This window comes from Thermoleptolyngbya sp. PKUAC-SCTB121 (genome assembly GCF_016919485.1).
In the GTDB taxonomy this organism is placed as follows: domain Bacteria; phylum Cyanobacteriota; class Cyanobacteriia; order Elainellales; family Elainellaceae; genus Thermoleptolyngbya; species Thermoleptolyngbya sichuanensis.
The window spans coordinates 3,864,505-3,888,348 of record NZ_CP070366.1; the positions used below are offsets into that span (position 1 = coordinate 3,864,505).

17 protein-coding genes are annotated in these 23,844 nt (G+C 55.9%); 8 read left to right on the forward strand and 9 right to left on the reverse strand.

Features of this window, described 5'->3' with window-relative positions; all coding sequences use genetic code 11:
- Positions 1–425: 425 nt before the first annotated feature.
- Positions 426–1,865 carry a uracil-xanthine permease family protein gene (locus JTM80_RS15875; protein ID WP_205369780.1) on the reverse strand — a complete coding sequence of 480 codons (1,440 nt, stop codon included), beginning with the start codon at positions 1,863–1,865 and terminating at the stop codon, positions 426–428.
- 627 nt (positions 1,866–2,492) lie between these two features.
- Between JTM80_RS15875 and JTM80_RS15880 the strand changes: the two genes are divergently transcribed.
- Positions 2,493–3,389, forward strand: a complete 897-nt coding sequence (locus JTM80_RS15880) for an antibiotic biosynthesis monooxygenase (protein WP_172354342.1) — start codon at positions 2,493–2,495, stop codon at positions 3,387–3,389.
- Positions 3,390–3,430: 41 nt separating this feature from the next.
- Here JTM80_RS15880 and JTM80_RS15885 read toward each other — a convergent pair whose 3' ends face one another.
- The 3 genes from JTM80_RS15885 to JTM80_RS15895 form a co-directional block, all read right to left on the reverse strand.
- Positions 3,431–4,723, reverse strand: a complete 1,293-nt coding sequence (locus tag JTM80_RS15885) for an MFS transporter (RefSeq protein ID WP_205369782.1) — start codon at positions 4,721–4,723, stop codon at positions 3,431–3,433.
- Between the two features lie 482 nt (positions 4,724–5,205).
- Positions 5,206–5,976, reverse strand: coding sequence for an aquaporin Z (gene aqpZ, locus JTM80_RS15890; protein ID WP_172354340.1), 771 nt, complete (start codon positions 5,974–5,976; stop codon positions 5,206–5,208).
- Positions 5,977–6,230: 254 nt separating this feature from the next.
- Positions 6,231–7,655 (reverse strand): sensor histidine kinase KdpD, encoded by a 1,425-nt coding sequence (locus JTM80_RS15895; RefSeq protein WP_205369784.1) that lies wholly within the window; start codon positions 7,653–7,655, stop codon positions 6,231–6,233.
- Between the two features lie 967 nt (positions 7,656–8,622).
- Here JTM80_RS15895 and JTM80_RS15900 point away from each other — a divergent pair.
- Positions 8,623–8,937 carry a DUF3155 domain-containing protein gene (locus JTM80_RS15900; protein ID WP_068512609.1) on the forward strand — a complete coding sequence of 105 codons (315 nt, stop codon included), beginning with the start codon at positions 8,623–8,625 and terminating at the stop codon, positions 8,935–8,937.
- A 555-nt stretch (positions 8,938–9,492) separates the two neighbouring features.
- Here JTM80_RS15900 and guaD read toward each other — a convergent pair.
- The 3 genes from guaD to JTM80_RS15915 all read right to left on the reverse strand — a co-directional run bounded on the left by guaD (position 9,493) and on the right by JTM80_RS15915 (position 12,551).
- A complete protein-coding gene (gene guaD / locus JTM80_RS15905; RefSeq protein WP_205369785.1) occupies positions 9,493–10,854 on the reverse strand; it encodes a guanine deaminase in 1,362 nt (453 codons plus the stop codon).
- A gap of 182 nt (positions 10,855–11,036) precedes the next feature.
- A complete protein-coding gene (gene rbsK / locus JTM80_RS15910; RefSeq protein WP_172354337.1) occupies positions 11,037–11,975 on the reverse strand; it encodes a ribokinase in 939 nt (312 codons plus the stop codon).
- Between the two features lie 114 nt (positions 11,976–12,089).
- The gene (locus JTM80_RS15915) at positions 12,090–12,551 is read right to left on the reverse strand and encodes a thioesterase family protein (RefSeq protein WP_172354336.1); all 462 of its coding nucleotides are present in this window, start codon (positions 12,549–12,551) and stop codon (positions 12,090–12,092) included.
- A 446-nt stretch (positions 12,552–12,997) separates the two neighbouring features.
- Here JTM80_RS15915 and JTM80_RS15920 point away from each other — a divergent pair, with 446 nt between their 5' ends.
- Positions 12,998–13,849, forward strand: a complete 852-nt coding sequence (locus JTM80_RS15920; protein WP_172354335.1) for a universal stress protein — start codon at positions 12,998–13,000, stop codon at positions 13,847–13,849.
- A gap of 106 nt (positions 13,850–13,955) precedes the next feature.
- On the opposite strand, the gene JTM80_RS15925 is transcribed toward JTM80_RS15920, so the two are convergent.
- Together JTM80_RS15925 and JTM80_RS15930 are read right to left on the reverse strand one after the other, a co-directional pair.
- Positions 13,956–16,457, reverse strand: coding sequence for a glycosyltransferase (locus tag JTM80_RS15925; protein ID WP_205369786.1), 2,502 nt, complete (start codon positions 16,455–16,457; stop codon positions 13,956–13,958).
- A gap of 89 nt (positions 16,458–16,546) precedes the next feature.
- Positions 16,547–18,250 carry a TrkA family potassium uptake protein gene (locus JTM80_RS15930; RefSeq protein ID WP_172354333.1) on the reverse strand — a complete coding sequence of 568 codons (1,704 nt, stop codon included), beginning with the start codon at positions 18,248–18,250 and terminating at the stop codon, positions 16,547–16,549.
- A 511-nt stretch (positions 18,251–18,761) separates the two neighbouring features.
- Between JTM80_RS15930 and JTM80_RS15935 the strand changes: the two genes are divergently transcribed.
- The 5 genes from JTM80_RS15935 to JTM80_RS15955 all read left to right on the forward strand — a co-directional run bounded on the left by JTM80_RS15935 (position 18,762) and on the right by JTM80_RS15955 (position 22,609).
- Entirely contained in the window at positions 18,762–19,076 is a 315-nt protein-coding gene (locus JTM80_RS15935) for a hypothetical protein (protein WP_172354332.1), read from the forward strand.
- A gap of 88 nt (positions 19,077–19,164) precedes the next feature.
- Positions 19,165–19,482: a hypothetical protein gene (locus JTM80_RS15940; protein ID WP_172354331.1), complete on the forward strand. Its 318-nt coding sequence runs from the start codon at positions 19,165–19,167 to the stop codon at positions 19,480–19,482.
- A gap of 80 nt (positions 19,483–19,562) precedes the next feature.
- A complete protein-coding gene (locus JTM80_RS15945; protein ID WP_205369787.1) occupies positions 19,563–19,901 on the forward strand; it encodes a hypothetical protein in 339 nt (112 codons plus the stop codon).
- Between the two features lie 179 nt (positions 19,902–20,080).
- A complete protein-coding gene (gene thrS, locus JTM80_RS15950; RefSeq protein WP_172354329.1) occupies positions 20,081–21,913 on the forward strand; it encodes a threonine--tRNA ligase in 1,833 nt (610 codons plus the stop codon).
- A gap of 285 nt (positions 21,914–22,198) precedes the next feature.
- A complete protein-coding gene (locus JTM80_RS15955) occupies positions 22,199–22,609 on the forward strand; it encodes a DUF4332 domain-containing protein (protein WP_172354328.1) in 411 nt (136 codons plus the stop codon).
- Positions 22,610–23,844: the final 1,235 nt, after the last annotated feature.

The window sequence follows — 23,844 nt, forward strand, 5'->3', positions numbered from 1 at the left end:
AATGACCTACTTATTGCTTCCATTCTCAATAATCCGCCTCTTGAGAGTGCTTTTTGTAAAGTTTTACCATCAAGATTCAACACTTCTGGTTTGAAAAGTCTTACTGTTTGTAGCAAAGCGTGCAAGATCCCCCTAAATTCTCCTTTAAAAAGGGAGACTTTAAGGCAGTTTCCCCCCTTGTTAAGTGGGGCTAGGGGGAATCTCTGAGTGCTTAATATTACAGGCAGTACCTCCTCAAACACCCTCTAAGAATCCTTAGAAAAGACCTCTTTCGAGGCTTTTCAATCAATTCGCAATCTGCTTGAAAAAGAAGGCATGGCGCGCGCTTACTTCACGACAACCATGCCTTCTCTAGAAACACTTTTGCGAGGGCTAAACTGCTTCGCCTACTCAAATCAAACTCGAATCAAAATAGAGCATCAAGCCTATGATTCTTCAACGAAGCCCTGCGAAATTTCCTCTGCATCATCCTTGCGAGGCAGCAACCAGCTTAGCAGGATTGCCGTCAAGCCGCCTGTGGAAATGCTGGAACCAAAGAGATTTCTGAAAAGAGGCGGCTTGCCATCAAAAATCTCTGGGGCATACAGCACACCCAAGCCCAGCGCCAGAGAAACGGCAACAATGATCATCGACCGACGATCCAGATTTGCAGAAGATACGATGTTCAAGCCTGCAACGGCGATTGAGCCAAACATAATCAGCGTTGCACCGCCCAGCACAGGCTGAGGAATGGCCTGGAACACGCCCCCTACGATGGGCAGCAGACCCAGGATAGCGAAGATACCAGCGACAAAGAAGCCCACATAGCGGCTGCCCACACCTGTCATCTGAATCACGCCGTTGTTTTGGCTGAAGGTGGTGTTGGGGAAGGTGTTTAGCAAAGCGGCGATCGCCGAGTTGACCCCATCTCCCAAAACGCCGCCCTTGATCCGGCGAACATAGAGCGGCCCCTTCACGGGTTCGCCAGATACGGCCGAAGTCGCAGTCAAGTCGCCCACGGTTTCAATTGCCGTCAAAACGTACAGCAAAATAAAGGGCAGGAACGTCCCCAGGTCAAAGCGCATCCCATAGCGGAACGGAATGGGCAGGCTGAAGAATGACAGATTGCTCAGGGCGCTGAAATTGACCAGACCCATGAAAGCAGCGATGATGTAGCCCACCAGCAAACCAATGGCGATCGCCCCCATTCTCAGGAACCGATTCCTAGAGACGGTGAGAATAACCACGATCGCCATCACCAGTCCACCGAGCGCTAGATTTTGCCAGCTTCCAAAACTGCCGTCCGCTGCTCTCTGGGCCGCAGCACCACCCGCCAAGCTCACAATCCCAGTTCGGATCAGCCCTAGACCAATAATCATCACTACTGTGCCCGAAACCACCGGGGTAATGATCTTGCTGAGCAAGTGCAGAAAACGGCTCAGGATAATTTCCACCGCAGAGCCAAAAAAGCACACGCCAAAAACAAGCGCCAGCGCTTGCTCTGGGGTGCTTCCGCCCTGAATTGCGCCTGTGCCCGCGCCGATGATGGGGCCCAAGAAGGCAAAACTCGTTCCCTGCAAGCTGAGCAGTCCAGAGCCGACGGGGCCGATTCTGCGGCACTGAATAAAGGTGCAAAGACCGGACGCAAAGAGCGACATGCTCACGAGGTAGCTTGTATTGACGGGATCTAACCCCAAAGCGCCTGCAATAATCAGCGGTGGCGTAATGATTCCGACGAATGATGCCAGCACATGCTGAAGTGCCACAAATAGGGACTCCCCAACCGGAGGCTTGTCGTTTAGTCCATAGAGCAATTCCGATTTGATAATTGGCTCGCCCGATGCGGAGGCTTCCTCCAGCGTTAAATCATGATCTGCTTGTGTCATTCCCCTTCCACATCTCCTGAAATAAAAGCTAGAACAGAAATTTATAAAACAAGGGTTTGCATCAAAGATTCGCAATCAATCAGAATTTTATTTGTCTCAAAAGATACGAAATTCATCTGTAAATCACCTGAGATAGGTGTAGACAGATGGAGTCGAAAACGGAGTCGAAAACCGGCTTTTGACAGGGCAGCATAGAACCTTAAAAAAATTGGGGCAATCAGACCTTTGTCCAACAAAAACTGCTGTCAGGACTGTTCCCCAAGACCTGTACACAGAAGCTTGCACGACGTATCCCGCTACCTCTTGAAGAAAGCGCCATGCAGGCAAAGGCTTACCGATGATACTTGTCATCAAGGCGCGAGAGAATTGCATACAAAATACTGTATACAGCCCACGGCTATAACTGTAATCGAGCGATCGCCTAGACGCTGTAGCTTCAGATACGAAAGCTTGCCTCCTTCCTACAAAGCCACGGTTGGACGCTCATCGGATGCGGTTGGGAGATAGAACCCTGCCTACAGCCGGGTATCTCGCAATACAAAAGATCGCCAAAACCTGCGGCTACGATACTGAGCTTGATGGCGCAAGCGAATAGATGTTTTGGGAGGCGTGATGCATAGCGTCGTAATGCAAGGTGTTTTGTTCGATCTAATCCGTCGATTGTGGGGAGGGGGTTGGGTTCGGGGTGTATTGGCGATAGGGCTGGTGCTGTGGTTCGGGTTTGGTGGGGCGATCGCCGCCTATGCCGACAAAGCGCCCCAGGTGCTTCTGTTTGACACAGAGCCAGAGGCGGTTAGCGTCCTGTCGGTTTACGAAACCACACCTGACACCCAGATCAACGCCGTTTCTACCGTACTCAAGTCCAGCAAGGCGTTCTTCAAGGGTGCAGAAGGTTTTAAGGGGCTATCGGTGTTGCAGAGCGAGGACGGTTCTCGCGTGGTTGCCCTGACTCAGTGGACGGATGCCGCTAGCTATGAAGCGTTTATGTCCCAGCCCGTAGAAGACTATACCAAGTACCAGAAGGAGTATCAGAAAGAGTCTTCCAAAGGCGGTCAACCTCCTATTGCGGTAACGCCTGCCAAGACAGAAGTGTTTGAACTCGCGGATATGCAGATTCCCAGCGGCATGGTGCCTGTGATTCGCGGGCAGGGGGCGCTGGTGCAACTGGGCGAGGTCTCCGTAGCAGACACAGAGGATTTGCCAGAGGTGCTGTCTGAGGTAGAGCAAGCGCTGCCAGCCGTCACCAAAATGTATCCTGCCCCGCGATCAGTCATGCTGCTGAAGTCTGTTGATAATTCGGAAGCCTTGCTGATGGCCTATTGGGGCTATGCAGAGGAATTTCAAGACCTGACCCAGGTTCCAGCGGTGGATGCGCTGTCTGGATTAGGAACTGTGGAGGCTGAGGATGGTGAGGCAGGGGCGATCGCCCTTCACGCCCCTCCCACAGTCGATCAACACCTCTATAAAGTCGTGAACGTAATCGCGCCCAAGCCGCCCAAGCAGTACAGCAAGAAGTCCTACTAGGGTTGAACCCGTTCTGCAACCAATTCTGAAAAATTCTGTGATTAGGATTCGGGCTTGGACGAGAGCGCTGAGGGGGTGACTGTGGAATGGGCGATCGCCGGATTCATTGCCTCAAAAACCCACAAAATTCCCACACACAGCAGCGAACTCGCCCCCACAACGAGCCAAAACACATGAGCCACCGATGCTGATTGATCCATTGCCCAGCCGCCCAGCACCGGCCCAATAAAATACCCAATCGTCCAGCACTGAGAGCTAACGGCCATATACGCCCCTCGTAGCGTATCGGGAGCCAGATCAGACACAATCGCTGAAAAGAACGGCTTGTAAGCCACTGAGCCAATCGACAATAGACACAGCGCCACCACTCCCCAGATAAACTGACCCTCCACAAAGGAACCCGTCGCCCACAGCAGCGAAAACCCCGCCCCCCACAGCAGCATCGCCGCCATCAGCACCCGCACCCTGGGATAGGGCGTGAGCAGTTGCGCCAGCGGCAGTTGCAACACCGCCCCCACGCCGATATAGCACCAGGTAAATAGATTGGCCGTACTCGACACCGACACCCCTGGTGTAGGGTCAGCCCCTGCCACAAAATTCGTGAAGTAGAGCGGAATAGTGCTGGTAACCAGCGCCACATAGGTTGTAAAAAACACATTCGCCGCCATAAACACCAGCAGCAGCTTATCTTTTAACGCAACCAGAATGCCCTGTTCTGCCGCGCCCGGTTTTGCCTGGGGCTGTTGTCCTGGCTGCATGGTGAACTGCATTAGCAGCAGATAAGCTAGGAAAATCGCCGCGCAGCCTAGAAAAATGGTCTGCGGCATGTCCTGAATCACGCCCAGCAGAAGGCTGCCGCCAAACACCCCAGCCCCCACGCCGACATATTCCGAAACGCCCATCAGCGCAAAGGCGTGATGACGCTCTTCTGGCGGCGCAGCATCCATAACCGCTGCATTAGAAGCCGTCCAATAAAACCCCAAACTAATGCCCAGCACCAAGCTCGCCACAATCAGCAGCGGCAAGGTCGTGGCCACGCTCAGCATCAGCGATACCCCAATCCCCAGGGCCGCCGCCAAAACCAGCACCCGCTTGCGTCCCCAGCCAGACAAATCTGCCAGCGTGCCGCCGATGAAGTGACCGCTGACCTCGCTGACGGCACTCAGTCCCACTGCAAAACCCACAGAAGCCGCCGACAGGCTAATGTGATTCACAAACAGGATTGGGATATAAAAGCTGATCAGTCCGTAGGCAATCTGGCAGAGCAGCCGACCAATTGCCTGAATCCAGACAAATTGGTTGGCTGATTGGACAGAGGCAAACAGAAGGTTCATGGGCAGTTTCTGGGGTTACGAGGTTTCTTCGCAAGATTTCTTTAAGAGTAAAGGACTGGCGGATACGTGGCTACTCCTCTGGTTCGAGCTGTCAAAACCCGCTGACACAGCCTGTGGACAAACACCACGGTCTGTAATATCAATTCTTCTAATCTTCTAACTTCTAAGTAGTGCGACACCTGAAATCGCTGGAAGCTCTGCAGACGCTCGACTATCCAAAATCGCAAATCCAAAATCGCAAATCCAAATAGGACTTACGCAGTTGGGCGATTTCTCGTGGGCGCAGCCCGCGAGAAATCGTCCAAAACCCAGAAAACCTATCGCAAATGCGTAAGTCTGACCAAAATTGAGAATCAATGTGAGCCAAGACGTGAGCCAAGACTTTCAAACGTAAAATGCCCGGAGCCAGGCCCCAGGCATTTGTCTTGAAGGTGTTTAAGAGTCGTCAGCAGGGGTTAGCCTGCTTCAGCAGTTCCCATTTCCTACACGACTTCCCGCTCGCGCGCGTACTCTTCCGTTGTGACAGAAGGCTCAAACACGCTGTAGTAGAGCCATCCAGCCAGAACAGCACCACCGATGGGAGCCAGCCAGAAAAGCCACAGTTGGGAAACGTGAGATAGACCCGCAAACAGGGCAACACCCGTGCTTCGAGCAGGGTTGACCGAGGTATTCGTGACGGGGATGCTGATCAGGTGAATCAGCGTTAGCGCCAGACCGATGGCAGCGGGGGCAAAGCCTTTGGGGGCGCGGCGATCGGTGGAACCCAGGATGACCAGCAGGAACACAAAGGTCAGCACAACTTCGATTAATAGAGCCGACCAGAAGCCATAGCCACCGGGGGAATGCACACCCCAGCCATTCGTTGCGAGCGGGTTGGAACCGGAGAGCCCAAAGCCGGGACGGTCTTGGGCGATTAGGTAAATCACGCCGCCAGCTAGAATTGCACCCAGCACTTGAGAAATGATGTAGGGCAGCAGGTCTGCACCAGAGAAGCGCTTGCCCGCCCACAGACCAAAGGACACGGCGGGGTTGAAGTGTGCGCCAGAAATGTGGCCGAAGCCATAGGCCAGGGTGAACACCGTTAGACCGAAGGCCAGGGAAACACCCAGAAAGCCCAAGCCGAGGGCGTTGCCGCCGTCACCATAGGGAAAGTTTGCTGCCAGCACGGCGCTGCCGCAACCGCCCAGCACCAGCCAGAAAGTGCCGATAAATTCGGCGATTAGCCGCTTTGTAAGGGGAACAGGAAGGGACATATTTACACAAGCTCCTCAAAAGAATGTGGCTAGAGATCTAGACACTTAATCTGTGAATTTAAACGGAATCGCGCAAAGTCAAGATTGCGCTTAGTGTCAACCCCGATAAGGCGGAAAACAGATTGCTTTAGAGCAACAACATTCCATTTGGTAGCAGGATATACGTAACCGCATGGAAAGACAAGTTGTTGTGCGACACAAACGTCGCAATTTCGTCAGGAAATATTGATAGCTTAAGGAACTCATTGGAAAGCTTAATCCTGGCTGGCGACGTGGATTGGAAGCCAAACCAAAAAGGCAGTGCCGGGTGAAGTGCTGGGTTCGATTAATCCACTCTCGTCGGCTGGGCTAAAGACCTGGATTTCGCCCTGCATTTGAGACATGAGATCGCGGGCGATCGCCAATCCTAGCCCCGTTCCAGGAATCTCGCCCTGGGACTGCACGCCGCGAAAGTGTCGTTCAAACAGATGCTCAAAGTCGGCTTTGGGAATGCCGGGGCCGGTGTCGAGAATGGCGATCGCCTGCTGTCTGTTCCCCCTCTCCGACTGGCGCTCGATGCCGCCAACCAATCGCACCGTGCCGCCCGATGGCGTGTATTTCAGCGCATTGTCTAGCAGGTTATTCAGAACTTCTTGCAGGGCGCGGCGATCGCCCCACACGGGCGGCAAGTCGGGCGGCAAGTCAGTGTGCAGCGTCAGACCCCGCTCCTGGGCGATCACCTTAGCAGAATTGACCAGCGGCGCGACCACTGCCGCCAAATTCAGCGCTTCGAGCTGCACTTGCCCGGTCACGGAGCGGGGTTCTGACGGAGTGGGGGCTGCCTGGGATGGCAACGCTAGGGGCGCTCTGCCAGAATGAACCTCTGCATCACGGGATGGCGATACGGGACTGGCTTCGGGCAGAGAAGCAGGGTCGAGATCGATGACAGTATCAAACTGGCGCAGCAGATCTTGCAGGCGATCGCTCTCACGCACGATGCCCTCTGCCACGGTGCGGTTTTCGTCTTCCGGCTGGACGCGACGCAGCAGCAGTTTGCCAAAGGTGCGAACTGCCGTCAGCGGATTGCGAAACTGGTGCAGCAGGTCATCCATCTGGTCGCGCTGCTGGCTTTGCAACACCTGGCGCTGGTGTAGCTCAAACTCAGCCCACTGCGATCGCTGATCGAGCAAGCGGGCGATCGCCAGCGTTTGGGCAATATGCTCGACCTGGCTCTGCTCCTGTTCTCCCCAGAGGCAATCCGAACACGCCGTCACCAACAGTCCCATCATCATGCCTTCATAGACGAGCGGCAGGACAATTTTCTGGGAGTATAGCCCTGGTTCGGCAGCAGGGCCGGCAGCACGCTGAAAGGCAGGGTTTGGTGTTCCTGACGGGCGCTCCGATTGCTGCGGCGTTGAGGCAGAGTTAGGAGGGGAGGCGGGCGATCGCTCTGCATCCGCCAACAGCCGTTGGGGGGGTAAGGGGGTGCTAGACGGCCCGCCCGATAACAGCCGCAGAATCTGTTCCTGGCTCCAATCCACGGCTTCTTCGGGATAGGCAGCGACGGGCGTTAGATCAGCGTCGCCGCCCGCTGCCGGGTCATCTGTTAAATACACCACGCTCAAAGCAGCCCCAAGCCCCTGAGTCAGGGCCGCAATCTGCGACTGACAAAGCAAAACAAACTCAGGGCTGGCTGGCATCAACATGTTGCAAGCTATTACAGCATTTCTGAAGCTGAGAGGATGTTTGAAAAGTCCTACTGTTTGTAGCAAAGCGTGCAAGATCCGCCTAAATCTCCTTAAAAAGGGGGACTTTAAGGCGGTTTCCCCCCTTAACAAGGGGGGCTAGGGGGGATCTCTGAGTGCTTAACATTACAGGCGATACCTTTTCAAACACCCTCTGAGAGGGGCACATAACTCTAACTTTTCTAGGGTGGTGTGTACCTTACCCCTCAAGGAAATGCGATATGCAGTTTCAAAAGGGATTGCAGATGCTCGATCCCCATTAGCCACTCATTATAGAAGCGATATGAGCGTCAGACGGATTAAAAACGGGGTAGAGCAGGCTCTAGGAGTGCCTTGCCAATTGACTTACATGCAAGCACACGATCAACAAATTGGCTCGGTGATCCCACTGTTATAACCCTCACCCCAAATCCCTGTCACGGAATTTTGTCAAGGGTAGTCATACAACTCCAGAGAGGGACTTCCAATCCGGCTTTCCTTCTCCCTTGTTGGAAGAAGGGGTTGGGGGATGAGGGCAAACTTGCAGAACTGGGATGCGCTCAAGTGGCTTTGCTGACACGTTGGATCAAGAAGGCTGGATCTGGCTGGATCTTCTAGATGGATCTTAAGGAGGCATCTGCTCAGGGACTGTGCCAAGCACCTGTACCATCAGACAGATGACAAACAGCCAGGCCTGAGCAGGGCTTCGGCAAGTTTATAGTGCCTTGGACGGGTGGCAGAGTATAACGAAATATTAAGCCTCGCCGCAGATAAATTAAGCAATCCTGCGAAATATCGAGGCTTCTAAGCCGACATCCCTAAGATTTTATGTCGGTAGGTTAAAAGAAGTTGAAATTTTGAGACCAGGACACTATACTGGCGACGGTTTAGTTTTTTGTAACTACAGTTACATCTATTCCTAGAGAGAGAGGAGGTCAGGAGGTTGGCAAGGAGACGTAAGCGTAAGAGTCGTCGCCGCCTAGAGGGGCGTAGAATCCTGGAGTTGGTGCCTCAGTACAGTATTGAAAGTGGCGAAGATAAACCCGTCACGGCTGCTAGAAAGTTCATTCAGGCTGAGGGCATTGCGCCACCGGCCTTACTGCTCGTTAAGCGAAACGAACATACTACCGATCGCTATTTCTGGGCAGAAAAGGGGCTTTTTGGGGCACAGTATGTTGAGGAAAACCATTTCCTGTTCCCCAGTTTGCGGCTGTCGGAAGATGAGTCCGATGAGCTTTCACTCGCTTCAAGTCGGTAGTCTCGCTTCGGTTCTCAGCTAGCGCAAGTGGTTTGAATCGTTCATCCGCATCTCTAAAGCTCCTGTAACGTTCAGGTGTCGGGCGCTGTTCAATCAACGTAAGCGGCGAATAGCTAGATCAGCGAATAGCTAGATCAGTAGCTAAAGCCTGCTAGCCCGATCGCAAGGATGCTCAGGGCAGTTTGAATCAGAACCTGTAAAGCTGCAAGCGCATGAATTGAGACAGCTTAGAGAAAATCAAAGCAAGCGGTTTTCAAATTTCATCAGAAATTGCTGGCTTTTTCAACTAGTGGGACGCGGGGCTATGCATGTAGCTCCGCTTTTTTTTGGAGCTTTGGGTTGGGGTTGGAGAGGTGGATTGTGGGCGATCGCCCAGGCGTTGAACCAGGCGTTTACTACGTTTGCGTTTTAAGTTGAATATTAGATTGGGGACTAGTTGGGTATTAGTTGGGTATTAAGTTGACACTAGGAATAACACCGTTACCAGACAGTCGGTGTATTTTATGTAACCAACAGGCATTTTTGCCCGAATGCGACGAAAACCGTTGCAAAGCTTTACGGTTTTGCATCTCGCTCGTAGGCAAGCTGTCCGGCAATATAGGTCGCGGCGATCGCCCGCTCGTCTGCCAGGATCATTGTGGCAAAGACTGAATCCGCCATCTCCTGAAAATCAGCGGGCACGGCGACGGGGTTTCGCTTCGCCAGGAGCGGTGTGGATTGCAGATCTAGCGCCACCAAATCAGCTTCTTTGCCCACCTGGAAGTTGCCGATTTTGTCGTCTAGCAACAGCGATCGCGCTCCCCCCAGCGTCATCATGTAAAACGTCTGGAACGCAGACAGGCGATCGCCCCGCAGTTGGGTCACTTTATAGGCTTCGCTGGCCGTCCGCAGCATCGAGAGGCTCGTACCGCCGCCCACATCGGTCGCCAGCCCCACCTGCACAGGCGCTTCGGGCGATTTGGCCTTTTTCAAGTTGAAGAGTCCGCTGCCCAGAAACAGGTTCGACGTGGGGCAAAAGGCGATCGTTGCGCCCGACCGCGACAGCCGCTCAAATTCGGAATCGCTGAGCTGGATGCCGTGGGCGAAAATCGAGCGATCGCGCACTAGCCCAAAGGATTCATACACATTCAGGTAATCGGTACACTCTGGAAATAGCTCTAGAGTAAACGCTACTTCTTTAAGATTTTCTGACAGGTGCGTGTGTAGGTAGACATCAGGAAACTCCTCCAGCAGCTTGCCCGCCGCCCGCAGTTGCTCTGGCGTAGAGGTGATGGCGAAGCGCGGCGTAATAGCATAGAGGAGGCGATCGCACTTGTGCCAGCGCTCAATCAGGGCCCGACTGTCTGTATATGCGCTCTCGGCTGTATCCGTCAGATACTCCGGCGCATGGCGATCCATCATCACCTTGCCCGCTACCATCCGCAGGTTGCGCTGCTGCGCCTCTTCAAAAAAGGCATCCACGGACTCTGGAAACACCGCTGCCAGCACCACAGCCGTCGTCGTGCCGTTTTTTACCAGTTCCTCTAAGAAAAAGGCCGCCATCTGACGGGCATAATTCTTGTCTTTGAACTTTGCCTCCGTTGGAAACGTGTATTTGTTCAGCCACTCCAGCAGTTGCTCGCCGTAGGCCCCGATCATCTCCGTCTGGGGGTAATGCACATGGGTATCGATGAATCCTGGAACCAAGAGGCGATCGCGCTGATGGGTCACGGGCACATGGGGATACTCCGCCCGCACCGTGGCATAGTCGCCCAGCGCCTTGATGCAGCCGTTCTCCAAGACCATCAGCCCATCGTGGATGTAGCGGACGCTTTCTGGCTCCGGCACGTAATATGGATCATCCAGAAAATCCAGAAACGCGCCCCGAATGGCATGAAGCGTCGCATCGCTAGAAGGCGTGGCGTAGGCAGTGGTCATAGGATAGAAAGGTCGGGAATCGAAGGGCAAGGGGCAGGAGGGGGTAGGTTTCTAGGTTCAGAAACTGCGAGGAACGCAGCCCAGAATTTGCCCCCCGCAGCAAACGCCTATGCCCAGATTAAGACGTTTTGCACAGGCTGCTGTAGCGCTGCTATCAGTCGGGCGCTGAAAAACCTCGCCCCTCAGAAACCGGGCAGCGAGACCGATCGCGCCTGCAAAAAGGCGCGTAACTCTTCGCGGGTGGGCAGGGAGGGCTGTGCGCCGGGTCGCGTCACCGAGATCGCCGCCGCCGCCGCCGCCTGAGTCGTCGCCTGTCGGAGCGTTAGGCCAGCCGCCAGCCCGGCCGCCAGCCCGCCGTTAAAGCAGTCGCCTGCGGCCACCGTATCCACAGCCTGCACCGGAAAGCTGGGAATTTCAAAGGTTTCGTCCGCCGCCATGCAGACTGCTCCGGCTTTGCCCAGCTTGCTAATAACCGTGCCCACCCCCCGCTCGTGCAGCACGGCCGCCGCTTTTTGAGCCGACTCTAGGTCGGTCACCGGGAACCCCACAAGCTGGCCCGTTTCCACCTGGTTGGGCGTAATCAGGTCGATCAGCGGAAATAGCTCGTCAGGCAGATCCGTGCGGGCGGGGGCGGGGTCGAATAGCACCGTCACCCCAGCAGATTTAGCGGCCCTGGCTGCGGCAACCACCATCGGCAGGGGAATTTCCAGTTGCAGCAGCAGCACCTTCGCCTGGGGCAAAATCTCCGTCAGCCGCGCCACGTCCGTTTCATCGACGCGACCATTTGCGCCAGGAATCAGAATGATGGTGTTCTCGCTAGCATCATCAACAGCGATCATGGCGATGCCAGAGTGAGTGCTGGAGTCAATCAAGATGCGATCGCACGTCACGCCGCTCTCTTGCAACCCCCGCAGCAAGTCCTGTCCAAAACCGTCGCCGCCCACGCGCCCCACCATCGCCGTTGGCACACCCAGCCGCGCCACCGCCACCGCCTGATTTGCGCCCTTGCCCCCCGGCACGGTTTCAAACCTATGCCCCGTCAGCGTTTCACCCGGTTTGGGCAGACGCGGCGTGCGGGCGACGAGATCCATATTGAGGCTGCCAAAGACGATAACAGACATGAGGAGGGGAAAGACGGAAGAACGAAGAGGGAAGAGGGAAGAACGAAGAGGGAAGGGGTTGCGTTTTTGGATTGTCCCTTGCTGTGTTGAGCAACTTATCATCCTGACCCTTGATCACAGACTCGCCAGTCGCATCAGCGCACTCTTCACTGCTGGCGGCAGCACGCGCATGATCTTGCCCTTTTCGCGATCCACGGCGACAAGCGTAACCTGGGCTGTGGCGTAGAGGATTTCGCCATCGGGGGACTGGATGCGGTAGTCGCAGTTGAGGCGCACGCCGTCCATCTGCAACCGAGTGCGGACGATCGCCCCTGCGCCCATCTGAATCGCCCGGTGATAGCGCAGCGAGAGTTCGACGACGGGCAGTTCGCAGCCGATCGCCACGAGGTCTTCATAGTTTACGCCGATGGAGCGCAGATACTCGATGCGGGCTTCTTCGAGCCAGGCGATGTAGGTGCCGTGCCAGGCCACGCCTGCATAGTCGGTGTGGTGGGGCTGGACGCGCACAGGATAGTCGAACCAGCTATCGCTGGCGGCGACGGCGGGCTGGATGGCGTGGGTGGGGAGTTCGGTCATGGATGGGCTGCAAACAGATCAAAAGTCTTCCGAAAGCGGCCGAGCGCTGGGCGCGGCCTCCTCTATGCTATCAACGCGATTGGGGCGATTTGCCAAGAGAATGCAGCCTGACACGGGCACAAACTGCAAAATATTCAGCAGTGGAATTATAAGGCGCTCGGCATGGCGGGCGGTATTGCCACGTCAATTTTTACATCATTTCCGCCGCAGCCCAGACCGCCGTATTTTAAGCTGGAATACGGATATTGCAAGGGATTCGGGCTTTGGGGCGATCGCCCGCTGATTCATTCAATTGGGCATTGTCGGAATGATTCGGAGAACGTTCCGATGTATGTTTTGCGAATGGTCTTGAATGGTCTACTGACCTAAACATTCTCTTTAAGACACCCCTAAAACACCCGTTCTGACTTAACTTGTTCTGACTGAAAAGCTGTTAAGAGGCAAGCATGATCGAGAAAATTTTGCTGGCAGATTCTGGCACTGGGCATACCGAGGAAATGCTCAAGAGCCTAATGGAAATCCCAACTGTTCAGGCGGCGACGGTGACTGTGCTGCACGTCGTCCCACCGCAGGTCACCTCCGATGAGATGGTAGCCAAGTGGGAAGAGGGCGGCCGGGTTTTGTCGCAGGCGATCCAAAATCTGAAGCTCGATTCGGCGCGGGTGACGGCAGTGCTGCGGGAGGGCGAACCCAAGGACGTAGTGCTAAAGGTGGCGGATGAAGTGGATGCCGACCTGATCATCATGGGATCTCGCGGCCTGAAGCGGATTCAGTCGATTCTGGAAAATTCCGTCAGCCAGTACGTGTTTCAGCTAGCTTCGCGGCCAATGCTGCTGGTGCGGGATGATCTCTACGTCAAGAAAATCAACCGCATCATGGTAGCAATGGACAAGTCCGACTCGGCAAAGGAAACGCTGAAGCTGGCCATTACCTTCCTGCGCGACATCAAGGGCGGGCAACTGGTGCTAGTGCATACCAACCCAGAGATGAAGCTCAAGCCGGGTGAAATTGCGGCGAACCCAGACGAAGATCCGGTGCTCATTCCGGCGATCGCCGAAGCCAAAAAATACGGCATTTCCTACAAAACCGTCGCCCCCGAAGGCAAACCTGGCGAACGCATCTGTCAGCTTGCGGAAGACCTGAACGTAGACCTGCTGATGCTCGGTTCGCCCGATCGCCGCCCCACCATCGCCAAGGGATTGCCCGATCTGGATCGGCTGCTGGGGCAGTCGCTGTCGGACTATGTGCGGGTGTATGCGCCATGCCCCGTGCTGCTGGTGCGAATCCCGAATCCGTAGCCAGGAGGCAGTCGCAGAGGAGCGGGTCATTTGAAGAAACCTTAGCCTGCCCCTTTGCCTGTCATTTCAAGTCGCTGTGCCGGAATCGTTCACAACAGGACGTGCCTTAGCCGATCGCCCTCAGGTAGGCGGCGCTGAGTCGATTCAGGTAGTTCTTCAGGCTAAAGTTCTGGGCAACCTGTTTTCCGGTTTCGGCAAGCTGGTCGCGCAGGGGGCGATCGCCCAAAATTTGCTCCAGCTTGGCCTGAATATCTGCCACATCGTAGGGATTCACGTATAGCGCCGCCGGGCCGCAGACCTCTCGCAGGCAGGACGCGCTCGACGTGACCACCGGACAGCCCATCGTCATCGCCTCGATCGGCGGCAGCCCAAAGCCTTCGTAGAGCGACGGAAAAACGAAACAGTACGCCCCCTGATACAGATAGCGCAGGGCATCGCCGGGGACATATTCCAGCAGGCGCACGTCCTGCTTTGTGCCGGGGTCAAACAGGTAATCCAGTCGCCCCAGGTCGTCCTCAAAGGACCAGGCCTTTTTGCCGACGATGACCAGCGGCAGGTCAGTTTCCAGCGCGGCATAGGCCTCCAGCAAGCGCCCGACGTTCTTCTTGGGTTCGATCGCCCCCACAAACAGCAGATAGTTCTGATAGCCCAGCCGATAGCGCTTCAGGAAGTCGCCGATTTCCTCCGGCGTTGCGTCTAGCGGCTTGATATTCACGGACTGGTAGGTGACGACGATCTTGTCGGGGTCGGCATCAAAGTAAGACAGCACATCTTTTTTGGTGTGTTCCGACACAGCAATGGTCAAGGTGGAATCCTTGAGCGATCGCTTCACCTTGTTATAGAAATCCTTCTTGTTGTCCAGCGTCGTATAGGGCAGGCGCAGCGGAATCAGGTCGTGAATCGTGGTGACTTTCTTTGCGCCGGGAATGCTGACGGGCAGAGGAAACGTGGCGTGCCACAGGTCGATTTTTTCGGGAATCGTCACCTGAGTAGACCGTCCAAACAGGTTAAACGCCGCATTGGCGACGCTATAGCACTTCGGCAAATTGTACGACCGGGCAAGCTGAATGAAATCTTCGGTAAACTTGCCCTGCTTTAGCACCACCTCGCCCACCGCTTCCCGCCGCCACGCCCGATAGAGCGACGGCACAGAAGATTTCAGCAGGTCTTTGACCAGCATCAGGTTTTCTACCAGTTTGCGCCCGCCCACGTCCTGCTCGTCAAAGAACAGCACCTCGTCCAAAATCGGGTCTTTTTTGTTGCTGTTGCGGCTGAGCAGCACGTCCACATCCGCCCCCAGCACCGTCAGCGCCCGAATCAGGTTCACCGCGTAGGTGCGGATGCCCGTGCCCGTGGTCAGTTGCAGGTTATATCCATCAACGAGAACTTTCAGGCCGGCGAGGACGGGTTCGGCTAGGGGCGGATCTGGAGGGCGATTCCCGCAGGGATCGCTTCGCGAATCGCGCTCCACCCGTTCCACTGAATCCGCCTTGGCCACTGCGGGCACCGCCAGTTCCTTCAGCGCCGCATCTATTATCGGCTGCCCGTCTTCCTGCCGCTCGCTGATGTTGCCCCAGGTAGACCCCTGCTCCGTAATCTGGAAGCTTCGCACCAGTCCGGGTACGCAGATCAGGTACTTGCCCCGCTTGGGAATGGCATGGGGCGACCAGGCAGTAATCCACCAGTCTTCGTCTGCGCCCTGGCCCGGCTTGCCGCCCGTCGGCTTGGGTGCGCCCAGATCCGGCGTAGGAATGGGCATGACCCCGGCCCAATAGTCCCGGTGGGCGTGCAGGTGTTGCCCTGGCATAGAGCGCTTGAACAACACCTCGTAACCCGCGATGCTGCCTTTGGCAAAGGTGGGATGCTCCAGCGCGTCACGCCCCGCCAGAATCGGCCGCTCCACGGGATCTTGGATTTTCTCCAGAATCTTGAACAGGTCGGGATGCACGTCCACATCGTCCTGGAAGTAGGAAATCCAGTCGATGGCGGGGTCGGCTAGCCAGTAGCCGATGCCGACGTTCATGGCGTTGGGCAGGCCGCGATTTTCGGGAATGCGGATGAGGGGAACGCCGTGTTCGTCGGCGATGCGCTGGTTGGCGGCGGCGTTTTCGGGACTGGAGGCATCGTCCACAATCACCACGGGCGCACCCAACTGGCGGATCTGCGGGAGCGATCGCCCCAGGCTCTCCGGTCGGTTGTAGGTGGTAATCGTCACGCCATAGCGAATCGGCTTTACCTTGCCCCGCTGCTGCGCCTCCACCACCGCAAGCTGCTTCAGCAAGGGCTGGAGATGCACCCCTGCTGCTTTGGGCGCGTTTTCCGGCGGCTGTTTGGCAAACACCACAAACACGGCGTTTGCAAAGAGCGGCTGAAACGTCCGCAGCACCTCCAGCGCAAAGGGCGGCTCGATTTCCGCCACCATGCCCTTGTGTATCACCACATAGTCAAAGTGGGACGGCGGCAGCAGGTAGGTGATGTTGTAGTGATAGTTGCCCGGAAAGAACTCCATGAACTCGTTTGGCGCAAGGATGGCATCGAGTTCGCGGGCGTGTTGCTTCAGGAAATCGCGGGTTTCGATCCAGGCGGGGTCGGTGAGGGGGAAAGGCATTTTAACCAGAGACAGGATGAACCAGAGACGGGATAAACCAGAGATGAGGGGGCTTCTCAACCTCCCATCATCCTATCATCCCCGCTTTCCTACGCTCTTCCCCTCAGCCCTACCTCCGAGGGCACTGTGCGCCAGAGTTGTTCCAGATGGGTAGCAGGCATGGTCAGGTAAAGCACGTCCCCGGCTTGCAGCGTGACATCCAGCAGGTTCCAGCCGTGGGTGGTTTTGCGTTCGGCCTCCAGGTACAGCGGCACAAAATCGACATCCATCGCGGCTTCCTTGAGGGGGCGATCGCAGAAGGGATGACCCGGCGTGATCAGCGTCGCCAGGGCCACCCACAGGCTATCGCCGGCCATACCGTTGCCCAGAATGCGTCCGCCCAGCGCGGCGGCGGCAAAAGAGGGAGCCGCCAGATCCGCCGGACTCAGCACGGCTTCAAAATCAAACACCTGCTCTGCCAACGGCGCGAACTGGGGGTCTTGATTGCGAACGATGACGGAAATGCGCGGCGCAATCCCTTTGGCCGTCAGGGCAATTTCCAGATTGGCTACGTCATCGCTAGTGACAGCAATCAGGGCCCGCGCTGAGGCGATATGGGCATCCTGGAGCGTGCAGGCCAGACTGGCATCGCCAAGAATCACGGGCACGCGCAGCGATCGCACGGCGCTCAAAAAGCGATTGCCCGGATCTTTCTCGATTACCACCACGCGGCCACCGCTGGCGTGGAGCTGGCGCACAGTCTGAATACCCACGCCGCCCAGCCCGCAGACGATGTAGTGATTGCGGCGGGGAATGGGGGCAGACTGCCAGAGCTGCCGCAGCCGCGTCCCCAGCACCAGGTCATTCAGCAGGGCATAGCAGATGCCAACCACGCCCGTACCGATCAGCATCATCGACACGGTGAACAGCTTAATTTCGGGCTGCGCTCCTTCCGCCACGCCTTCGTTGCCGCCTGCCCCCGTAATCATGCCCACCGAAAAGTAGAGGGCATCGATGAAATCTGCGCGGACATGCTCGGTGTAGAGCAGGGTGGCCCCCAGAATAGCCGCGAGCAGGAGCAGAATCGCCATTACCGTCGGGCGGACATGCTGCTGAAACTGGCGCAGGTGGTTGCCCCAAACCAGCAGCGTTTCGCTGAGCGATCGCCCGCTAACCTGGGCTTCGGGCTTGGTGGCCACAATCAGGCGATCGCCCCATTGCAGCAGTTGCCCATGCACCACCCCCGACACCAGATCCATGCGGCTATTTTCTGGCAGGTAATAGATCAGCATCCGCGAGCGGTCTTCCCAGAGTTCGCTCAGCGGTCGCCCCAGCCAGGGATGGGTTTCGTCGATAAATTCTTCCCGCATCGGCCAGACCTGATCAAACAGGCGCAGTTGCCCAATCGCCCGACTGCCCATCGCGGCAAAGGCAAACACCGGAGCCGCCAGCGCCGCCACGCTCATGCTGACGTGATCGGGCAGCGTGTGATCGAGGCGATCGCCCAGGCTGGTATTAAACAAGCGGTTGATAATGCGAATGCGAGGATTTAGCACTCGCGCCTGCGTCAGCACGGCCAGATTTTGCGCGTCGTCGCTGCTGGCCAGCACCAGCGTATGGGCCTCTTGCACACCTGCTTCTAGCAGAATTGCCGCCGATCGCATGTCGCCCACGATGATGTCTGCCCCGCCCTGCTCTGCCTGAGCCAGCGGGCGACTGTTGATCCCCACCACTGCCGCACCCTGCTGCTTTAGCAGGCAAAAGATCTTGTACCCCGCTCGACCCAGACCACAAACGATAATTCTTGGTTTCATGAATTCCTGATTGTCAGCCATACGCTCTGTCAGCGGGACGCAAGGGTTGATGGTTTATGCCTGAACAGGCGATCGCCCGCTGCGTTCCAACGTCTCGAAAAACAAACTCAAAAACCAGTCTCGAAAACAGCCCAGAACAGCCTTTAGTCACAAGTTCTGATCTACTGATCTACCAATTCTTTGGCAGGCGGTGCGGGCAAACTGTAGCCCCAAGCACGATGCTGCAAATGTTTACCCAATGTAAAGCTTTGGGACTTGGAGGTTTACAGTTCTCAGGGGGGAGGAGGGAAGAACGAAGAGGGAAGAACGAAGAACGAAGAACGAAGAGGGAAGAACGAAGAACGAAGAGGGAAGAGGGAAGAGGGAGGGTTCTTGGGGTGTGTTGAGGGATGAGATGGGGCGATCGCTCTGTTGCTGTGCCTGTTCCCTGATAGCGCCGCACCAGACTGGGCACACTAAGCAGGAGTCTTTCAAAAGACACCCCACAAGCCATTCACACTTGGTGATTCCTATGCGTCCTCGCTCCACCCCTGGCGCAATTCGCCCTAAAATCAGCACGATGCCCCGCCCCAAAACCGAAGCCGCCGCGTTTCTGGATTTGTATAAACTATCGGTCGAAAAGAAACGGCTCCAGCAAGAGCTTCAGTCGCTAGACGCACGCCGTCAGCAAATTGGCGATCGCCTCGCGGCGCTGGACAGCCAGATCGCCACCCTTGAAACCCGCGTCGAGGCCCTGCGCGAACAGGAGGAGCCGTCGTCTCGTCCGGTGCCCGGATTGGCTCACCCCATTCCTGACAGTTTCGATATGGTGTTTTTGGAATATTAAGTCATGGTTTTGTAGCTATCGGTGGAATCTTTGCGAACTCTGAAATTCCGGGTTTAACAAGTCAAGGTCACTCAGTCAAACCAGCGCTATGACCACCCTAGAGCTAATCACCAGCTTCGCGTTTGCATTCGTTGTTGTCGGTCTGTTTTTTGATTTGGATTCCACCGTCAAGCGGATCGATCGGCGCACCAAACGCCTGGAGCTTTGCCTGGATCTGATTCTCGATCGCTTGGAAATCGACACTCCGTTTCAGCTTTCCGAGCGAATCAAACAAATTGCGCTTGATCCCAAACGTAAAGTCGAAGCGATTCGGCTCTACAAAGAAGAGACAAACGTAACGCTGCGAGAGGCAGTTGATGCCATCAACGCATACATCGCGCAGCACCAATCTTCCAGTAATTCGTAGAGTGCGCTGCTTGACGCATCTCTGCTTATCGCGTGTTTAATCATTCAAATCATTCAAATGAATGCAAAGGGCGATCGCTCATGAGACAGTCCTCAGCCAGCAACCGGGTCGCTGCTTTTCTCTGTGCGTTTCTGGTTCTCGCGCTGTCGGGGATGATTTACCTCGATGGGCAGGGATTGGGCTTTCCAGACGGATTTTTGACCGAGCTAGATCGCGCCAAAAAGCTGCTGGGTCAAATTTTTCTCTGGGTCAGTGTGCCAGTTGCCCTGTGGCTCGGCTGGCTGGGCTGGGTCGCGGCGCGGCAACCGATTGGGCCGCCTCTCCGCAGCACGATCCTGGGCTACGGGGTGTTTCTGCTGATATTGCTGGGCATCTATGGCTATTTGGGGCAGACCCTCGATGCTGGCGGTGGCGGGTAGCGACGGGTTTGGAAGTCGCGATGGCTTGGGAAGCTGATCTCGAAAGCAGCAAGGGAGGCGATCGCCCCGATTCCGCCCAGCCTCAGAACTGCGGCAGAACCTCGGTCGGCCAGCCTCGCGTGTAAGATAGAAAGCGTTCATTCCATTCCTGCTTTTTTACTCAAACCGTCAGCCAATCCATGTCGAACGCCGTTCCTTCTGCACAACCCGAAGACGAATCCGCCCAAAAGATTTATCTGCCGCGCACCAGCGAATCGGAAACGCTCAAGAAGATTCGGCACACGACTTCCCATGTGATGGCGATGGCCGTGCAGAAGCTCTTTCCCAAAGCCCAAGTCACCATTGGGCCCTGGATCGAGAACGGCTTTTACTACGACTTTGATAGCCCAGAACCCTTTACCGAAAAGGATCTGAAGGCCATCAAAAAAGAGATGACCAAAATCATCAATCGCAAGCTGCCCGTGATTCGCGAAGAGGTCTCGCGGGAAGAGGCCGAGCGCCGCATCAAAGCACTGGGCGAACCCTATAAGCTAGAAATCCTGGCGGATTTGAAGGAACCGATTACGATTTATCATCTGGGCGACCAGTGGTGGGATTTGTGCGCTGGGCCCCATGTGGAATCGACCGCTGAGCTGAATCCAGATGCGATCGCCCTAGAAAGCGTGGCCGGAGCCTATTGGCGCGGCGATGAAACCAAAGCCCAACTCCAGCGCATCTACGGCACCGCCTGGGAAACGCCAGAACAACTCGCGGAATATCACCGCCGCAAAGAAGAAGCCCTGCGCCGCGACCACCGCAAGCTGGGCAAAGAACTGGGACTGTTCATCTTCACCGACATCGTGGGGCCGGGGCTGCCCCTGTGGACTCCGAAGGGAACTCTGCTGCGATCGCTCCTCGAAGACTTCCTCAAGCAGGAGCAAATCAAGCGCGGCTACCTGCCCGTCGTCACGCCCCACATCGCCCGCATCGACCTGTTCAAAACCTCCGGGCACTGGCAAAAGTACAAAGAAGACATGTTCCCCATGATGGCGGACGATGACGAAGCCCGTCAGGACGAAGAGGGCTTTGTGCTCAAGCCGATGAACTGCCCCTTCCACATCCAGATTTACAAAAGCCAACTGCGCTCCTATCGAGAACTGCCCATGCGGCTGGCAGAATTCGGCACGGTCTATCGCTATGAGCAGTCGGGCGAACTGGGCGGCTTGACCCGCGTGCGCGGCTTCACGGTGGATGATTCGCACCTGTTCGTCACTCCGGAGCAGCTCGATCAGGAATTCCTCAACGTGGTGGATCTGATCCTCAACGTGTTCAAGAGCCTCCAGCTTAAGAACTTCCGCGCCCGCCTCAGCTTCCGCGACCCAGAACAGGATAAATACATCGGCTCCGATGAGGTCTGGGACAAGGCCGAGGGCGCGATTCGCCGCGCAGTCGAAACGCTGGGTATGGATCACTTCCTGGGCATTGGCGAAGCGGCGTTCTACGGGCCAAAGCTGGACTTTATCTTCCAGGATGCGCTCGATCGCGAGTGGCAACTAGGCACGGTGCAGGTGGATTACAACCTGCCGGAGCGATTTGATTTGGAATACGTCGCCGAAGATGGTTCCCGCAAGCGCCCTGTGATGATTCACCGCGCCCCCTTTGGCTCGCTGGAGCGGCTGATTGGGATTTTAATTGAAGAATATGCGGGCGACTTTCCGCTGTGGCTGGCTCCGGTTCAAGTGCGGCTGATGTGCGTGACGGAGGAGCAGGTACCGTTTGCCCAGTCGGTGGTGGAGCAGATGCGATCGCGCTCCATCCGCGCCGAACTCGACACCAGTGGCGAACGCCTGGGCAAGATGATCCGCAATGCCGAAAAGGACAAAATCCCGGTGATGGCGGTGATCGGAGCCAAGGAGATGGAAACCCAATCCCTCAGCATCCGCACCCGCGCCTCCGGTGAACTCGGGGCATTACCCGTGGCGGAGGTGCTAGAACGGCTGACGGGGGCGATCGCCCACTACGGCAATTTTTAAGGGCAATTTTTAGGGGCAATTTTTAGGGGCAATTTTGAGAGGGCCGATGCGGTCAGGGTTCAGGTCGCCCATGTTGCCCTAAATCAGATTCCTCCCCCGGCTGCCGGATGTCACCCGGATTACCTACAGGGACGCAGCTCACAGCGGATATTAGGGGCTGGGGCTTTGCCGTGCGAATGCAGTTCCGACCGCTGTCTCAAGCAGATAGATGGTTGGGATGACAGCAGAATGGCGATCGCCCAATATTTAGACTCTCCCATCTAGCTACCCTAAATCGCCTTACAAATGAAAGATAATAATGTAACCGTCATCAAAGGTATTGACGACGCGGCCGCCAAAGCCCTGCAAGCCGCCGGCATCGAAACCACCGAAGCCCTGCTAGAAAAAGGCGCAACCCCCAGCGGGCGCAAGCAGTTGGCGCAAGCAACCGGATTGCCCGAAGCCGATCTGCTGCGCTGGCTCAACCTGGCAGATCTGTATCGCATCAAAGGCATCGGGCGAGAATATGCCGACCTGCTCGAACTGGCGGGCGTAGACACCGTGCCCGAACTGGCCCAGCGAAACCCCGAAAACCTGCATCAGCAAATTGTCCGCTTGAACGAAGAACGGAATATCGTCAAGCTATTGCCCGAAGCCGTCCTCGTTGCCAATTGGGTCGCTCAGGCAAAGGAACTGCCCCGTGTGATTCAGTATTAATCTGTTCAATTAATCCGTCTCAATCTGCCCCATCAAATCTGCCTCATCAAATCCGTCCTATCAAATTTGCCCAAATCTGCTGCATGATGAAGCCGCTAAGCCGCTGCGGCCCTCGTCAACGCTGCGGTTTGGCCGGTGGTTCCACGCGCACCTCTCCGAACCTTGACCCTGCTTGCCCTGTGGGATAAACACCTCCCCCGTTGAGCAAGGCCAAACCGTATTTGGGCATTCCCAGATAGACTTGCCCGCTGACGGGGCATTCTAGATCACGTCAGGGAGCGTCATCGGTTTTGTAGATCAGGGCATGTTTAGCCCAGAGGATTTATGGGGGCGGCCCGCGCTATCCCAAAAAACAGACCCCGCCCCCTGCCCATTCGACACACTCGCTCGACATCCATGCCTGGGGTTTGACTGCTAGGGCATGTTTTAAAACCCTTTGATCCCCCCTAGCCCCCCTTAACAAGGGGGGAACCGGGTCAAACCGCTCCGGGAGTCCCCCTTTTGAAGTGGGATTTAAAGGGATCGACTCAAGTCAATCAACGACCTAAAAAGTCTAAAGTCCCCCTTGTTAAGGGGGATTTAAGGGGGATCGACTCAAGTCAATCAACGACCTAGAAAGTCTAAAGTCCCCCTTGTCAAGGGGGATTTAGGGGGATCGACTCAAGTCAATCAACGACCTAAAAAGTCTAAAGTCCCCCTTGTTAAGGGGGATTTAGGGGGATCGACTCAGGGCAATCAACGACCTAGAAAGCTATAAAACAATGCCTAGGCTATCTCCGTCCAGATGCAGCTTATAAAACGTTCTGTCCCAACAGACAGCTTTCGGCACTCTCGCTAGATTTAAGCTGTGATTAGACTTAAACTGGCACTCAGCAGCAGGGTGTCGTTGGGATTTCGGGGTGCCGTGCCAATTGGGTTTTCAGTCGATACAATGAGTCGGTTCAGCGCATCGGGTTGCCCAAGCTAGCCCCCAAAGGCCAATTGTGGGCTTGATACAGGCTTGATGTGGGCTTGATGTGGAAAGAGGGTGTTCTTAGATTTGTACCAGGCTATTTCACGCTAGAGCGATCGCCCTAGCCTGTCCAATCGCTCTGCCCTACAGCGGTTTTGCGCTAGCCACCTATCTGCCCGGACTACCCAGGCTTTTCGCAGATTGTTCCCTGTAGATTTCTCTGTAGACTTTTCCCAAGACTCTTCCCAAGGTTCTTCCCAGATAGTTATTACCCGCGCACGAT

Coding starts and splice junctions, on each gene's coding strand:
- JTM80_RS15875 (WP_205369780.1), bottom strand. CDS start 1,865: ATGACACAAGCAGATCATGATTTAACGCTGGAGGAAGCCTCCGCATCG.
- JTM80_RS15880 (WP_172354342.1), top strand. CDS start 2,493: ATGCAAGGTGTTTTGTTCGATCTAATCCGTCGATTGTGGGGAGGGGGT.
- JTM80_RS15885 (WP_205369782.1), bottom strand. CDS start 4,723: ATGAACCTTCTGTTTGCCTCTGTCCAATCAGCCAACCAATTTGTCTGG.
- aqpZ (WP_172354340.1), bottom strand. CDS start 5,976: ATGTCCCTTCCTGTTCCCCTTACAAAGCGGCTAATCGCCGAATTTATC.
- JTM80_RS15895 (WP_205369784.1), bottom strand. CDS start 7,655: ATGCCAGCCAGCCCTGAGTTTGTTTTGCTTTGTCAGTCGCAGATTGCG.
- guaD (WP_205369785.1), bottom strand. CDS start 10,854: ATGACCACTGCCTACGCCACGCCTTCTAGCGATGCGACGCTTCATGCC.
- rbsK (WP_172354337.1), bottom strand. CDS start 11,975: ATGTCTGTTATCGTCTTTGGCAGCCTCAATATGGATCTCGTCGCCCGC.
- JTM80_RS15915 (WP_172354336.1), bottom strand. CDS start 12,551: ATGACCGAACTCCCCACCCACGCCATCCAGCCCGCCGTCGCCGCCAGC.
- JTM80_RS15920 (WP_172354335.1), top strand. CDS start 12,998: ATGATCGAGAAAATTTTGCTGGCAGATTCTGGCACTGGGCATACCGAG.
- JTM80_RS15925 (WP_205369786.1), bottom strand. CDS start 16,457: ATGCCTTTCCCCCTCACCGACCCCGCCTGGATCGAAACCCGCGATTTC.
- JTM80_RS15930 (WP_172354333.1), bottom strand. CDS start 18,250: ATGAAACCAAGAATTATCGTTTGTGGTCTGGGTCGAGCGGGGTACAAG.
- JTM80_RS15935 (WP_172354332.1), top strand. CDS start 18,762: ATGCGTCCTCGCTCCACCCCTGGCGCAATTCGCCCTAAAATCAGCACG.
- JTM80_RS15940 (WP_172354331.1), top strand. CDS start 19,165: ATGACCACCCTAGAGCTAATCACCAGCTTCGCGTTTGCATTCGTTGTT.
- JTM80_RS15945 (WP_205369787.1), top strand. CDS start 19,563: ATGAGACAGTCCTCAGCCAGCAACCGGGTCGCTGCTTTTCTCTGTGCG.
- thrS (WP_172354329.1), top strand. CDS start 20,081: ATGTCGAACGCCGTTCCTTCTGCACAACCCGAAGACGAATCCGCCCAA.
- JTM80_RS15955 (WP_172354328.1), top strand. CDS start 22,199: ATGAAAGATAATAATGTAACCGTCATCAAAGGTATTGACGACGCGGCC.